We start from the raw sequence: 13,835 nt of genomic DNA on the forward strand, positions 1-13,835 counted from the left end.
GGGATAACGGCACCATGGACCGCATGATCTACCTGGCGATGACCGGCGCCAAACACGTGATGACGCAGCAGGCCACCACCTCGCAGAACCTGGCCAACGTGCACACTAACGGCTACAAGGCCGACCAGGTCTCGTTCCGCGCCTTGCCGGTGGTGGGCGACGGTGCGCCGACCCGCACCTACGTGGTCGACAACACCATCGGCCATGACCTGTCACAGGGCAGCCTGCAGCAGACCGGCAACGACACCGACTTCGCCCTGGGCACCCCGGGTTTCTTCACGGTGCAGACAGCCGATGGCCGCGAAGCCTATAGCCGCGACGGCGGCTTCGTCGCAGATCCCAACGGCATGCTGCGCACCCGCAGCGGCTTGCCCATCCTCGGCGATGGCGGGCCGATCACCGTCCCGACCGGCTCCAGCGTGGTGATCGGTCCGGATGGCACGGTGGTGACCACACCCACGAGCGGTGCCGATCGCACCCCGCAGATCGCCGGCCAGCTCAAGCTGGTCAACCCGGGCGAGCGCGCCGTGTACAAGGGTGAGGATGGCCTGTTCCGCCTCAACGCGGGCGGCAACGCCACGGCCTCGGACGACGTCAAGGTGGTGTCGGGGGCCTTGGAAGGCAGCAACGTCAATGCGGTGGAGAGCCTGGTGCAGATGATTTCCCATGCGCGCCAGTTCGATCTCAACGTCAAGCTGATGCAGACCTCCGACCAGAACGAACAAAAAGCCAGCCAGATTCTCGCCTTGAGCTGAGAGGTTGGCCGAAGCCCAAAATAAGGAACACTCGCCATGATGCGCGCCCTTTACATCGCCAAGACCGGCATGGACTCCAGCCAGTTCCAGCTGGACGTGGTCTCCAACAACCTGGCCAACTCCAATACCAAAGGGTTCAAGAAAGGCCACGCGGTCTTCGAAGATTTGTACTACCAGACCCTGCGCCAGCCGGGGTCGCAACTGACCAACGGCAACAGCCTGCCGACCGGGCTGCAAGTCGGTACCGGCTCCACCGTGGTGGCGACCGCGCGCATCCACTCGCAGGGTAACCTGGAATCGACCGAACAGCCGCTCGACCTGGCCATCAATGGTGACGGCTTCTTCCGCGTGCAACAGCCGGATGGCACCATCGCCTACACCCGCAACGGCGAATTCCGTCGCAACGAGAACGGCGACATCGTCAACTCGTCCGGTTATCTGCTCGATCCGGCGATCAACATCCCGGCTAACGCCACCGGCATCACCATTTCGGAAGCGGGCGTGGTGCAGTATACCCAGCCCAATAGCACCGCCCCCACCACCGCCGGCACCATCCAGCTGACCACCTTTATCAACCCGCAAGGTCTGCAGAGCATCGGCCAGAACCTCTACCTGCAAACCCAGGCGTCGGGCGACCCGCAGGATGGCGACCCCAACACCGATGGTCGCGGCAGTGTGCGCTCGGGTTTTCTCGAGGATTCCAACGTCAACGTCACCGAAGAACTGGTCAACATGATCACCGCCCAGCGTTCGTTCGAAATGAACTCGCGTGCGATCAAGACAGCGGACGAGATGCTGCAGCGGATTGCCCAGTTATAATGCTGGCGTCGACCAGCTAGAGGCCCTGTGATGAAAGCGATTTTCGGTGTGATGGCCATGCTGGCCGTGGCGTTGTCCGGGTGTGCCGTGCCCGAGCCGCCCATCGTGCAGCAGCCGATGAGCGCGAGGCCCCAGCCGGCGCCGCAGGCCCTGCCCGGCAATGGCTCCATCTTCCAGGCCGGAAGCTACCAGCCGATCTTTGCCGACCGCGTCCCGGCACGGGTGGGCGATACGCTGACGGTCACCATCGAAGAGAAAACCACCACGGCGGCCTCCGAGCAGACCACCGGCAAGCGTACCTCATCGCTCAGCAACAGCATGGGGGCGGGTCTGCAGCTTCCCTTCGTTCCCGATTATCTCGAAAAGAAACTGGCAGGGGCCTCCCTGTCGGCCGACGGCTCGGCCACCTCGGGCGGCAAGGGCACCAACCAGGCGAGCTCCTCGTTCGTCAGCTCGATCACGGTGACCGTGATCGACGTGCTGGCCAACGGCAATCTGATGGTGAGCGGGGAGAAGCAGGTACGGCTCAATGGCGATACCGAATACATCCGGCTGTCCGGGGTAGTGAACCCCCGTGACATCAAGACCGGCAATACGGTCTCGTCAACCAAGGTGGCCGATGCCCGTATCGAGCAGCAATCCAAGGGCAACAACCGCTCGTTTGCCGAGCCGGGCTGGCTGACCAAGTTTTTCATGACGGTGCTGCCATTCTGATGGTGGCGATGGCCGGTGCTTTATAGCGGGATGGGAATGAAACGTTTTCTAGGTATGCTGCTGATCGGGGTGTTGGCCATGTCTCCGGCCTTGGCCACGCAGCGGCTCAAGGATATCGCCTCGATCGGCGGTGTTCGCACCAACCAGCTGATCGGCTATGGCCTGGTGGTCGGGCTCGACGGCAGTGGTGACAAGGCCACCTCGTCACCGTTCACATCGCAGTCGATGTCGAGCATGCTCAACCAGCTCGGGGTGCAGATTCCGGTCGGAACCAAGCTCGATCCGAAGAACGTCGCCGCTGTTACCGTCACCGGAACCCTGCCGCCGTTTGCGCGCCAGGGGCAGGCCATCGACGTGACCGTTTCCTCCATCGGTGACGCCAAGAGCCTGCGCGGCGGCACGCTGCTGATGTCGCCGCTGAAAGGCGCGGACGGGCAGATCTACGCGATGGCGCAAGGTAACGTGGTGGTGGGCGGCGCCGGGGCGTCTGCTGCGGGTAGTTCGGCACAGGTCAACCATCTGAGCGTCGGCCGCATTCCCGCCGGGGCGACGGTGGAGCGCGAGGTTCCGACCGCGCTCGGCTCGGGCGGTGTAGTCCAGCTCGAGCTGTTCGAGTCCGACTTCACCACTGCCAATCGGGTGGTGCAGGCCATCAACCGCGAGCTTGGCGATGGCGTGGCCCGTGCGTTGGATGGCAGGCTGGTGGAAGTGGTCGCTCCGCAAGACGCCAATCGCCGCGTGCAGTTCCTGTCCCGGATGGAAAATATTGCCGTGACACCGGCAGAAGCTTCCCCTCTGGTCATTCTCAATGCCCGTACCGGTTCGGTGGTGATGAACCAGTCCGTGACTATCGACCCCTGTGCCGTGGCGCACGGCAACCTCTCGGTCTCGGTCAGCAACACCCCGCAGGTGAGCCAGCCGGCGCCACTGTCGGGTGGACAGACGGTCGTCACCAACCAGGCCAGCGTCAACGTCAAGAGCGAAGGAGGCAAGGTGATCGGGCTGCCGCGCGGGGCCAACCTGTCCCAGGTGGTGAACGCGCTGAATGCGCTCGGCGCCACGCCACAGGACTTGTTGTCCATTTTGCAGGCCATGAAAGCGGCCGGCGCGCTCAAGGCGGAGCTGCAGATCATCTGAGCGTAGCGGCCGGCGTTTGGTGGCAAGGGGAGGGATAGCCCTCCCTTTTTCGTTGGCCCGTTTCTTGCTTTTTCTGCGCCGAGGAGATCAGGATGAGTGTCAGTTTTCCAACGTTGCCGAACGATGCCAGCACGGCCAGCCAGCGCCTCGCCGTCGACCCCGGCCAGACCGCCGCCTTGCAGGTAGCCGCACGCAAAGACCCGCAAGCCGCGATCAAGGCCGCCGCACAACAGTTCGAGTCCCTGTTCATGGGAACCTTGTTGAAGACCATGCGCGAGACGTCGTTCGATGGCGAGGAGGACAGCAATGCCATGGGTACCTACCGCGGCATGCTGGACCAGCAATTGCTCCAGACCATGAGCAAATCGGGAGGGGTGGGCCTGGCCGATGTCCTGTCGCGGCAGCTGGCCCATGCCGCGCAACTGGATAATGATGCGTCCCCCACGGTCGAGCGCTTGGCACCGGCGTCCTCCATGCTGCCGATGGTCAACCAGGCCATCCGTGCGTATCAGACCATGCAGTCGAAGGCGGCTGTAGGGTTGACCAACCCCGCAAGCGAAGCCCCAAGCCCGACGACGGGCGCCGTGGGCGGCACGGCCGAGTCCTTCGTGACCTCCCTGTTACCTCACGCCAGGGACGCCGCCCAGCAACTGGGGGTAGCGCCGGAACTGGTGCTGGCGCATGCGGCGCTAGAGAGCGGCTGGGGAAAACGCTCGATCAAGACGGCTGACGGCAAGGAGAGCCACAACCTGTTCGGCATCAAGGCCGGCGCCAACTGGCAGGGCGATTCCGTCGATGTCTTGACCACCGAGTACGTGAACGGCAATGCCGTCAAGAAAATAGATAAATTCCGCGCCTACGCGTCCTACAGTGAGGCCTTTGCCGACTACGCCAAGTTGCTCTCCGGTTCGTCGCGCTACCAGTCCGCCCTGAACCAGGGGGGCGACATGCTGGCATTCGCGCGAGGGCTGCAAAGTGGAGGCTATGCCACCGATCCCCACTACGCCCAGAAGCTGGTGGGGGTGATGGGTGCGGTTTCCCAGCGTTCTCGCGGGGCTTAAGGCTCAAGATCGTGCCGGGCAGGCCGATATAGCAATCAGAGGTGCGATATGGGTACGAGTATTTTTTCGATCGGCGTCAGCGGGCTGAATGCGGCGCAAGGCGCCCTGACGGTGACCAGCCACAACATCAGCAACGTCAACACTGCCGGCTACACCCGTCAGGTGACGCAGCAGGCTGCGCGTTACCCGCAGAGTGCCAGCTACGGTTTCATCGGGCAGGGGGTCGACCTGACCCACGTCAACCGGGTCTACGACGATTACCTGACCCAGCAGGTGCAAAGCGCCCAGGCCACGGATAGTTACTACTCGGGCCAGCTGGATTTCCTCAAGCAGGTGGACTCCCTGATGGCGGATTCGACGGTCGGTGTCAGTCCCTCGCTGCAGGACTTCTTCGGCAGCCTGCAAACCCTGTCGTCCGACCCGTCCGCCATCCCCAGCCGGCAGACAGCGATCAACAACGCCCAGGCATTGGCCACCAAGTTTCGCACCCTGGATGGCCAGCTGCAGGAAATGGCCAGCGGGGTGAGCACCCGCATCAAGGCCTCTGTGGACACCATCAATGGTTTGGCCAGCCAGATCGCGGACCTCAACCAGCGCATCTCCGGGCTGACCGTGAAGACCTCCGGCGGTACCACGCTCAGCGCCCCCAACGATCTCTTGGATCAGCGCGATCAGGCCATTCTGGAGCTCAACAAACAGGTGAAGGCCTCGGTAGTGCCGCAATCGGATGGCTCCTACAGCGTGTTCATCGGCAATGGACAGACCCTGGTGCTAGGTAACCAGGCCAACCAGCTCGCCACGCAGCCGGACCCGGCCGATCCACAGCAACTGCAGCTGGTGTACCAGAGCACCAGTGGCAGCAATACGGTGATTCCGACCAGCCTGATCCAAGGCGGGGCGTTGGGTGGGTTGTTCGACTTTCGGGATAATACCCTGACCGAGGCACGGACCCGGCTGGGCAATCTGGCCATCGATTTCGCCACCGCGATCAATTATCAGCAGCAACTCGGGCTGGATCTGAATGGCCAGCCCGGCCAGCCCTTGTTCACCGACCTGAGCGCTTACGCCAGCGATCCGCGCGGTGCGGCCAGTGCCTTGCAGGTGACCATGACCGATCCGAAGGGATTGGCTACCGCATCCAACCTGAAACCGGGCAGCCCGGCGGTATCGCCGACCGGTAGTGGCCTCACCATCAGCGGGGTCTACAGTACCTTGCCGGGTAATTATGGTTGGTCGTCCGCCAGTGCCGCCGGCGCACCGGACGTGACCGCCCATCCGTCTTACAACCTGACCAGCCTTTCGATCGACAGCACGACCATGACGGCGACCGTCGTCAACGGTGCCGGGACGACCACGTACAACGTGGTGCCGCAGCCGAATGTCGAGAACGGATACAAGCTGGTATCGGGTAGCCCGGCCGTCGATGCCGGCATTGCATTCAAGCTCTCGGGCCAGTTGACCACGGGACTGACGCTGTCCGTCGTTCCCAATGCGGCCCCGATCGGAGCCGGTGACAACGCGAACCTGCTGGAAATGACCAAGCTGCAGACGCGGCCACTAGTCGACGATGACCGTGCCGATACCAGTTCGTCGCTGACCTCCTTTGCGTCCCACTATGCCAGCATGGTCAGTTATGTCGGCAGCGTGACCAACGAGGTGGCGGTGACCTCCACGGCCCAGACCAATGTCCTGCAGGAGGCGCAAAAAGCGCGCGACGCCATATCAGGGGTCAATCTCGACGAAGAGGCCGCCAACCTCATCAAGTATCAGCAGGCCTATCAGGCCTCGAGCAAGGTCATCCAGATCGCGCAGCAACTTTTCTCTTCGCTGCTGCAGATCGGCTAAGGCCAATACCGGAGACGTATAGCGATGCGAATCAGTACCAGCATGGTGTTCACTCAGGGCTACACCGGTATCCAGGGTAACCAGTACACCCTTAACAAGCTGCAAGAGCAATTGTCCACCCAGAAACGGGTCGTGGTGCCGTCGGACGATCCGGTGGCGTCGGCCCAGATGCTGGAGGTATCCCAGTCGGAAGGGCGTAACCTGCAGTTCGTCAAGAACGGCGACGCGGTCGAGTCCTCTCTGGCCATTTCAGAAACCTCGCTCAACAGTGCCAATGGTCTACTGGCCAGCTTGAAGGAGCTGGCGATTCAGGCCGGCAACGGCGGGCTGGCCACGACACAGCTGAAGATGATCCAGACTGATGTGAAAGAGCGCTTCAACCAGCTGGTGAGTTACGCCAACACAAGCGACAGTCGCGGTAACTATCTATACGGTGGCAATGCCATCGACAGCCCTCCCTTCGTGGCGGACAGCTCGCTCAACGTGACCTACACCGGCGATACGGGGCGTCGCGATGTGCAGATCAGCGCGGAACGGCAGGTGCCGATTACCGAGGTCGGGTCGGCCGTGTACGGAAACGCCAGCAGCGATACAGCGGTGTTCGATACGGTGCGGGATTTCTACAATCTGTTGGGTCAGGATCCGAAGCCGGCAAATTTTTCGACCCAGCTGAGCAGCATCCTCTCCGGGCTGGATGCCGCCCAAGTGAACCTGTCGACGGTCCAGGCCTCGATCGGTTCGCGGCGCAGCGAGAATGAAACACTGCAATCGGTCGGGCAGGATCTCGATGTCCAGTACAAGACGCGGCTCAGCAATTTGGACGATCTGGATCTGCCCAAGACCATCAGCGATTTCACCCTGGCACAGTCAGCGCTGCAGTATTCGCAGCTGACCTTCCAGAAGGTCAGCGGCTTGTCGCTGTTCAACTACCTGTCGTGACCCTAGGGGTGTGCTAACGAAAACAGCCGGGATTTCCCGGCTGTTTTGTCTTTTGGGCGGCTCTTCAGATGGCTACTGGCTCGATGACGATGCCGGCGCGCAGGCCATTACCGACCTTGGGGTTGGGGAACAGGATGCGCTCGTTGCCGCCGTGCGCCTGGTAGCGCACGTCGTGGTCGTCGGCGATGACGAAGCCGTCTTCGAGCAGGGTGAAATTCTCGACCTGATCGTGCAGATGGAGACGGAACTGGTCGCTGTGTTTGACCAGGTCGTATTTGGCTCGGAACAGCTGGAAGCGTTCGTTGGCAAAGGCTGGCAGCGGATCGCGCTGGCCGCTTAGCAGCCGTCGCAAGGCCTGGTTGATGCCTTCGAAGCGTGACAGGTCGTTTTGGCCGAAGGGGCGGGCCTTGCCCAGTTCGAGCGTCAAGGCATCCGTCTGACAGTGACGGCTGGTGTAGTAAGTGAACGTGGCGGCAGGCTGGCTGTGCAGCAGCACCGTGGTGATGTCGGCCGACTCCAGCCAGCACAGCTGTTCGCGGTTGTAGTCGCGCTCGTGGAGGTAGGGGTAGATGGCAAAGCGCTCGAAGACCGAGCCGCGAATCGCGGTGTGCAGGTCGTAGTGCAGCCGCTGGCAGCCGTTCGGGGCCTGCTCGAAAAACGCTGCGGCGGCATTTTCCAGAACCGCGGCGCGCTGCGCTTCGCGGGTGGCTGGGTGCTTGGCGTACTGGCCGTTGAATAGGCGGTTCATGTCGTAATCGAGGTAACGTTCTCCGGCCTGCATCGCGTCCGGATTGCCGAACATCAGCAGCAGGTGCACCGCCAGCGGCAGTCGGCCTTGCTCGATGTCGCGCAGAATGCCGTTGGCAACCTCGATCGGCGCGGTTTCGTTGCCGTGAACACCGCAGGAAATCAGTACGCGGTCGGTATGGTCGTCCAGTTGGGGCGGGACCAGCTCGAGAATGCCTCGCTCGCGCCAGCGTGCCGTCACACCGTTTGCCAATGGCCATTCACGTGCCATGGGAGGCTGGTCTTGCAGGGTGGCGGTCAGAAAATCGTAGGAGAGGGAAGACTGGCTCATCGGGCACGCTTTTCGTGAGGAGGATGGCCCTATTCTTCACGAAAGGGCCGGTGCCGTCTGTAGCGGTGCCGCAGAGATGAAGTTTGATGGCGTAATTGCGGAAGTCCTCCTGCCTGGCAGGCAAGGTTGGCCGAAACGCGACCATGGCGGCGATCAGGCCGGCCCCACGTCACGCCCGTGACCGGGAGCTTGGCCGGTGCAATATCGCCGTGCCGCGGCTTGGGCTCACTCTCGATGAATCCAGGATGGTGCGCGTTGTTCGATAAACGCGGCGACGCCTTCCTGGCCTTCGGTACTGGCATGAACCTGGGCGATGCGCGCGATGGTCGTCTCGATCGCGTCAGCCGTGATGGCCCTGCCGCCCAGTTCGCGCACCAGCTGCTTGGCCTCTGCCATCGCCTGAGGGCCGTTGAGCAAGACCTGGCGGCACATCTGGGCCACCGCCATGTCCAGCTCCTCGTGCTCCACCACCAGATGGATCAGCCCCAGGCGCTTGGCCTTGCCGGCGTTGAAGCGCTCAGCAGTGATGAAGTAGCGCCGGGTGGCGCGCTCGCCGATGGCGCGCATCACATACGGTGCCACCGAGGCCGGAATCATGCCGAGCTTGACGTCGGAGAAGCAAAACAGCGCTTCGGATGCGCCGATCGCGACATCGCAGCAGGCCAGCAGGCCGGCGCCGATGCCAAAGGCCGAGCCCTGGACACGGGCGATGGTCGGTTTCGGGCAGTTGTCGAGGGTACCGAGCAAGGTTGCCAGCAAGCGCGCATGCTGCTTGATCTCCTCCTGGCCGAAGCCTGCCATGCGCTGCATCCAGGCGCTGTCGTGGCCGGCGCAGAAGCTGATGCCTTCGGCCGCTAGCACGATGGCGCGGATGCGCGCATCCGCGATCAGGGTTTCCAGCGTGCTCGTGAGCTGGACGATCATCGTGTCGTCCAGGGCGTTATGCAATTCCGCCCGGTTGAGCCGGAGGGTGGCAATGCCCTGGTCGTCGACGGAGTGCAGGATGGGATGCAGCATGGCGGGTTCTCCCGAGTGTGTCAGGGCGTGCAGAAGCGCAGAATCTCGTGGGCGAAGATGTCCGGTGCTTCGATGTGCATGACGTGGCCGATGGCCGGCAGCACATGCAGCGAGGCGCCGGGGATGCTGTTGGCGAGGATTTCCGACTGGTAGAGAGGCGTCAGGCGGTCTTCGTTGCCGACGATGACGCGGGTGGGAACCTTGATCTCGGCGAGCCAGGTGCGCGCGTCGTGGCGCTTGACCCCGGCGATCAGGCGGGTGACGGCGGGCCAGTCGACCATGCCGGCGATGATCTTCAGCTCGGCCAGCTGGGCGGCGTTGCCGACCAGGAAGCGGCTGGAGAAAAACCAGGGGATGCTCACGTCGTAGCGCAGGTCGAGGCCGCCGGCGGCATCGGCGGCGATCCAGCTGTCGCTGATGCGGGAGTTCACCTCGTCCGACCAGGCCAGGGTCGAGGCCAGGAGCAGGTGCTCGAGGCATTCCGGGTGGCGGTGGGCGAAGTACTGCGCCACCATGCCGCCGTAGGACAGGCCGGCCAGGTGCACCTTGTCGATCGACAGGTGTTGCAGCAGCTGCCACGCCAGCTCTGCCTGCTGTTCCAGCGGGTAGACGTCGGCGACCGGCTTGTCACTCAGGCCCTGACCGAGAAAGTCGAGCCGCAGCAGCTGGTAATGCGCTTCGAGCGGCGGGGTCATCATGGTCCAGGCGGCCGTGGACATGGTGATGCCGTTGAACAGCACCAGCGTCTTGTCACCGTGGCCGCTCAGTTCGTAATAGATACTTTGTCCGTTCAGTGTGGCATGAGGCATGGCTGTGCGTCCCACCGGCATTATCCAGATTTCATTCTATTCCCAAGATTCGGCGCATGGCCAGTCACCGTATTCCCGGCCTGAGACACTGCACCGGCAAAATCTGCTTTTGTAATGATTGGGCGTTCATCGTCACGATCCTGTCATCCTTTAACGATATATTTCACTGCTGTTAAAAAAGTAGTTACACCAGGGACGAGCTTCTTATGCAGGTTTGCGATACCTCCCTTTGCCAGGAGCTGGAAATCATCATCAACGAGCGCAAGCTGTTGCCGGTCTTCCAGCCCATCGTGGACATGGAAGAGGGGAGTATCCTCGGTTATGAAGGGCTGATCCGCGGGCCTTCCAACAGCCCTCTGCACTCGCCCCTCAATCTGTTTGCCGCGGCGGAACGATGTCGTGCGCTGGTCTCGCTGGAGCGGGCCTGCCGGCGTGTCACCGCCGAGGCGTTCATCGAGCATCAACTGCAGGGTTGCCTGTTCCTCAACATCAGTCCGCAGACCTTGCTGGCGCCGGAGCATAAATCGGGCGAGACGCTGGCGTTTCTCAACATGCTGGGGTTGCCCAGCGAACGCATCGTCATCGAGCTGACCGAAACCCACCCCAACGCCACGTACCAGGCGCTGCGCGAGGCGGCGAGCCATTATCGCGACAGTGGCTTCCGTATTGCGCTGGACGATTTGGGCGAGGGCTTCTCCAATATGCGGCTGTGGTCCGAGCTGCGCCCCGACGTGGTCAAACTCGACAAGCATTTCGTCCAGGAAATCCAGCACGATCCGCTCAAGGAGCAGTTCGTGCGTTCGATGGTCGACATCGCGAGGCAATCCGGTGCCTTGCTGGTGGCCGAGGGCATCGAAACGGTAGACGAGTTGCGCGTACTGCGGCGGCTCGGGGTGCGCTACGGGCAAGGCTATCTGTTTGCCCGGCCGGCGCTGCTACCGGCGCGAGAGGTCCCGGCCGAAGTGCGTTCCCTTTTGTACGCCGAGGCGCGCGAGCGCTTGGGGGCGCCACGCCAGGCGATGGCGCGCGATCTGCTGGTCGAGGTCATGCCGTTGGAGCAGACGGTGGCAAACGAAGTTGCCTACCGGCTGTTCGTCGAGGCGCCGGAGCGCTTTGCCATTCCGGTGGTGAGTGGCGGAGTGCCGGTCGGGCTGCTGCGCCGTCACGATTTCCTGGAAAGCTTTGCCCGGCCGTTCAATCGTGAGTTGTACGGCAAGAAGCCGTGCCGCACCCTGATGGATCAGCAGCCGCTGATCGTCGGTGCCGAGATGGGCGTGCAGGAGCTGTCGAGCCTGGTAGTGGCCGCCGAGCGCCGGCACCTGATCGATGGCTTCATCATCACCGAAAACGGCCGTTATCTCGGTATGGGGACCGGCTACGACCTGATGCGCAAGATCACCGAGATGCAGATTTCGGCGGCACGCTACGCCAACCCCCTGACCGGGCTGCCCGGCAACGTGCCGATTTCCGAGACCATCGACCGCCTGCTCGACAGCGGCGAGCCTTTTATCGTGGCCTATGCCGACCTCGATCATTTCAAGCCGTTCAACGATCTCTACGGTTATGCCGCCGGCGATGACCTGATCCGCCTGCTGGGATACTTGCTGCAACAGGTGGCTGACCCGGCCCGCGACTGGGTGGGGCATATCGGCGGCGACGACTTTGTGTTGCTGATGCAGAGCGAGGGCTGGGAGGCGCGTCTGCTCGACGTGATCGCGGCCTTCGATCGCCAGGTCCAGGTGCATTTCGGGCAGGAGCACCGCCTGATGGGGGGCTTCGAAGTGACGGCGCGTAACGGTGAGCTGATCTTCTTCCCGCTCACCAGCGTGTCGATCGGCGTGCTTCCCGCCAAGCCGGGACAGTTCCTGTCGCATCATGAGGTCTCGCTGGCGGTGGCCGATGCCAAGAAGATGGCCAAGAAGCAGGCCGGCAGCAGTCTGTTCATCGAGCGCCGGGGGAAGGGTACGGGCAAGCGCTAGTCCATGTGCTTGATCGTTAAACAGGGCGGACCGGCATAAGCCGGTCTTTTTTATTGCCCGCTCTCGATGGAGTGGCGGGCCTTGTGGCAAACCGTCGTTTCCTTGTGCGTTTCCGTCGTTCGGGCTGTTTTTGAATTGTCAATTTTATTGAACGGCACTACTCTTTTCCCATGCTGGCGGTGCTTGCCGCTGGAGAGGGCGATGCGGATGCCGCGTGGTGGTTCGGGGGCGGAACGGGCGGGAAGCCGTGCTGCCGGGCGAGGGGGCTGCCTGGCTGGCATGGCGTTCGCTTATTGATTTCCATATGACCCCGGCAGATTAAAATGCGCCCTTTTGGGGCGGTTTTGGTATTCTTTCCCGGTTTAAGTGGAGGTGCGTGCCGCCTGGTCGGCACGCGACGCCAGGCAAGAACGCAGGTGTACCGGATTCGGTAACAGACGATAACCAGCACCCCGACGAGAGCGGGGGCATTTGATGAATCGGCGTATCGACGGCGGTGGTCCGACGTGCGCCAGAGGGAGATTTGACCATCATGATGGATGCTGTCGCACAGCCCAAGACGGCGGCCGGGGCTCAGGTTGACGAGAAGCCCTATCTGCAGATATCCGGGATCGTGAAGAAGTTTGGCGATCACTTCGCCGTCGATCATGTCGATCTCACCATTCGCCGCAATGAAATCTTCGCCCTGCTGGGGAGCTCCGGCTGCGGCAAGTCCACGCTGCTGCGCATGCTGGCCGGCATGGAGCGGCCGACCGCCGGCAAGATCATCCTCGACGGCCAGGACATCACCGCTCTCGCGCCGTACGATCGGCCTATCAACATGATGTTCCAGAGCTACGCGTTGTTCCCGCACATGACGGTCGAGCAGAACATCGCGTTCGGCCTCAAGCAGGACAAGCTGCCCAAGGACCAGATCGCCGCACGCGTCACGGAGATGCTCGATCTGGTGCAACTGCGCAAGTTCGCCTCGCGCAAGCCCTACCAGCTCTCCGGCGGCCAGCAGCAGCGTGTGGCGCTGGCGAGAAGCCTCGCCAAGCGTCCGAAATTGCTGCTGCTGGACGAGCCCTTGGGCGCGCTGGACAAGAAGCTGCGTCAGCAGACCCAACTGGAGCTGGTCAACACGTTGGAAACCGTCGGCGTGACCTGCATCATGGTGACGCACGATCAGGAAGAGGCCATGACCATGGCTTCGCGCATCGGCATCATGAGCGAGGGCCGGCTGCTGCAAGTGGGTACCCCGACCGAAATCTACGACTTCCCGAATTGCCGCTTCACCGCGGAGTTCATCGGCGAAACCAATATCTTCGGGGGCCAGGTAGTGGTGGACGAGCCGGACGGCGTGGAAATCGAGTCCACCGAACTAGGTGGGCGCGTCCGGATCGATCACGGCATCACCGGACCCAAGGGCATGCAGGTCTGGGCCAGCATCCGTCCCGAGGACGTGCGGCTCGATCGTGGCGAATTCACCCCGGCGCCGAACGCGGCGCGCGGCAAGATCGAGGACATCGCCTACCTGGGCAGCTACTCGATCTATCACGTGCGGCTGCCCAGCGGCAAGGTGGTGAAGTCGGTGGTGCCGTCGTCGCGCTGGTACGAGGCGGGCGAAGAGCCGCCGACCTGGGGCGAGAGCGTGAACATCCGCTGGCGCCCCGACTTGCCCGTTGTGCTGACTATGTGAGGGA

12 protein-coding genes are annotated in these 13,835 nt (G+C 62.7%); 9 read left to right on the top strand and 3 right to left on the bottom strand.

The window, feature by feature from the left end; translation table 11 throughout:
• Window positions 1–14 precede the first annotated feature (14 nt).
• The 7 genes from flgF (at window position 15) to flgL (ending at window position 7,270) form a co-directional block, all read left to right on the top strand.
• Complete coding sequence (gene flgF / locus FURADRAFT_RS08870; RefSeq protein WP_008953793.1) at window positions 15–755, top strand: flagellar basal-body rod protein FlgF; 741 nt, start codon at window positions 15–17, stop codon at window positions 753–755.
• A 36-nt stretch (window positions 756–791) separates the two neighbouring features.
• Window positions 792–1,574, top strand: a complete 783-nt coding sequence (flgG, locus tag FURADRAFT_RS08875; protein WP_008953794.1) for a flagellar basal-body rod protein FlgG — start codon at window positions 792–794, stop codon at window positions 1,572–1,574.
• A gap of 30 nt (window positions 1,575–1,604) precedes the next feature.
• A complete protein-coding gene (locus tag FURADRAFT_RS08880; RefSeq protein ID WP_008953795.1) occupies window positions 1,605–2,288 on the top strand; it encodes a flagellar basal body L-ring protein FlgH in 684 nt (227 codons plus the stop codon).
• A gap of 36 nt (window positions 2,289–2,324) precedes the next feature.
• A complete protein-coding gene (locus FURADRAFT_RS08885; protein WP_008953796.1) occupies window positions 2,325–3,425 on the top strand; it encodes a flagellar basal body P-ring protein FlgI in 1,101 nt (366 codons plus the stop codon).
• 92 nt (window positions 3,426–3,517) lie between these two features.
• Complete coding sequence (gene flgJ, locus FURADRAFT_RS08890; RefSeq protein WP_008953797.1) at window positions 3,518–4,486, top strand: flagellar assembly peptidoglycan hydrolase FlgJ; 969 nt, start codon at window positions 3,518–3,520, stop codon at window positions 4,484–4,486.
• A 48-nt stretch (window positions 4,487–4,534) separates the two neighbouring features.
• Window positions 4,535–6,331, top strand: coding sequence for a flagellar hook-associated protein FlgK (gene flgK, locus FURADRAFT_RS08895; protein WP_008953798.1), 1,797 nt, complete (start codon window positions 4,535–4,537; stop codon window positions 6,329–6,331).
• Window positions 6,332–6,355: 24 nt separating this feature from the next.
• Window positions 6,356–7,270 (top strand): flagellar hook-associated protein FlgL, encoded by a 915-nt coding sequence (gene flgL, locus FURADRAFT_RS08900; protein WP_008953799.1) that lies wholly within the window; start codon window positions 6,356–6,358, stop codon window positions 7,268–7,270.
• 64 nt (window positions 7,271–7,334) lie between these two features.
• On the opposite strand, the gene astE is transcribed toward flgL, so the two are convergent.
• The 3 genes from astE to FURADRAFT_RS08915 all read right to left on the bottom strand — a co-directional run bounded on the left by astE (window position 7,335) and on the right by FURADRAFT_RS08915 (window position 10,174).
• Window positions 7,335–8,348 (bottom strand): succinylglutamate desuccinylase, encoded by a 1,014-nt coding sequence (gene astE / locus FURADRAFT_RS08905; protein WP_008953800.1) that lies wholly within the window; start codon window positions 8,346–8,348, stop codon window positions 7,335–7,337.
• 225 nt (window positions 8,349–8,573) lie between these two features.
• Entirely contained in the window at window positions 8,574–9,365 is a 792-nt protein-coding gene (locus FURADRAFT_RS08910) for an enoyl-CoA hydratase-related protein (protein WP_008953801.1), read from the bottom strand.
• A 20-nt stretch (window positions 9,366–9,385) separates the two neighbouring features.
• Window positions 9,386–10,174: an alpha/beta fold hydrolase gene (locus FURADRAFT_RS08915; RefSeq protein ID WP_008953802.1), complete on the bottom strand. Its 789-nt coding sequence runs from the start codon at window positions 10,172–10,174 to the stop codon at window positions 9,386–9,388.
• A 206-nt stretch (window positions 10,175–10,380) separates the two neighbouring features.
• Here FURADRAFT_RS08915 and FURADRAFT_RS08920 point away from each other — a divergent pair, with 206 nt between their 5' ends.
• Window positions 10,381–12,153, top strand: coding sequence for a GGDEF domain-containing protein (locus FURADRAFT_RS08920; protein ID WP_008953803.1), 1,773 nt, complete (start codon window positions 10,381–10,383; stop codon window positions 12,151–12,153).
• A 532-nt stretch (window positions 12,154–12,685) separates the two neighbouring features.
• On the top strand, window positions 12,686–13,831 hold the full coding sequence (locus FURADRAFT_RS08925; protein ID WP_008953804.1) for an ABC transporter ATP-binding protein: 1,146 nt from the start codon (window positions 12,686–12,688) through the stop codon (window positions 13,829–13,831).
• The last annotated feature ends 4 nt before the right edge of the window (window positions 13,832–13,835 follow it).

The organism is Pseudogulbenkiania ferrooxidans 2002 (genome assembly GCF_000174355.1).
GTDB lineage: Bacteria > Pseudomonadota > Gammaproteobacteria > Burkholderiales > Chromobacteriaceae > Pseudogulbenkiania > Pseudogulbenkiania ferrooxidans.

Excerpts from the sequence above, each read along its gene's own strand:
- flgF (WP_008953793.1), top strand. The coding sequence starts at position 15 with ATGGACCGCATGATCTACCTGGCGATGACCGGCGCCAAACACGTGATG.
- flgG (WP_008953794.1), top strand. The coding sequence starts at position 792 with ATGATGCGCGCCCTTTACATCGCCAAGACCGGCATGGACTCCAGCCAG.
- FURADRAFT_RS08880 (WP_008953795.1), top strand. The coding sequence starts at position 1,605 with ATGAAAGCGATTTTCGGTGTGATGGCCATGCTGGCCGTGGCGTTGTCC.
- FURADRAFT_RS08885 (WP_008953796.1), top strand. The coding sequence starts at position 2,325 with ATGAAACGTTTTCTAGGTATGCTGCTGATCGGGGTGTTGGCCATGTCT.
- flgJ (WP_008953797.1), top strand. The coding sequence starts at position 3,518 with ATGAGTGTCAGTTTTCCAACGTTGCCGAACGATGCCAGCACGGCCAGC.
- flgK (WP_008953798.1), top strand. The coding sequence starts at position 4,535 with ATGGGTACGAGTATTTTTTCGATCGGCGTCAGCGGGCTGAATGCGGCG.
- flgL (WP_008953799.1), top strand. The coding sequence starts at position 6,356 with ATGCGAATCAGTACCAGCATGGTGTTCACTCAGGGCTACACCGGTATC.
- astE (WP_008953800.1), bottom strand. The coding sequence starts at position 8,348 with ATGAGCCAGTCTTCCCTCTCCTACGATTTTCTGACCGCCACCCTGCAA.
- FURADRAFT_RS08910 (WP_008953801.1), bottom strand. The coding sequence starts at position 9,365 with ATGCTGCATCCCATCCTGCACTCCGTCGACGACCAGGGCATTGCCACC.
- FURADRAFT_RS08915 (WP_008953802.1), bottom strand. The coding sequence starts at position 10,174 with ATGCCTCATGCCACACTGAACGGACAAAGTATCTATTACGAACTGAGC.
- FURADRAFT_RS08920 (WP_008953803.1), top strand. The coding sequence starts at position 10,381 with ATGCAGGTTTGCGATACCTCCCTTTGCCAGGAGCTGGAAATCATCATC.
- FURADRAFT_RS08925 (WP_008953804.1), top strand. The coding sequence starts at position 12,686 with ATGATGGATGCTGTCGCACAGCCCAAGACGGCGGCCGGGGCTCAGGTT.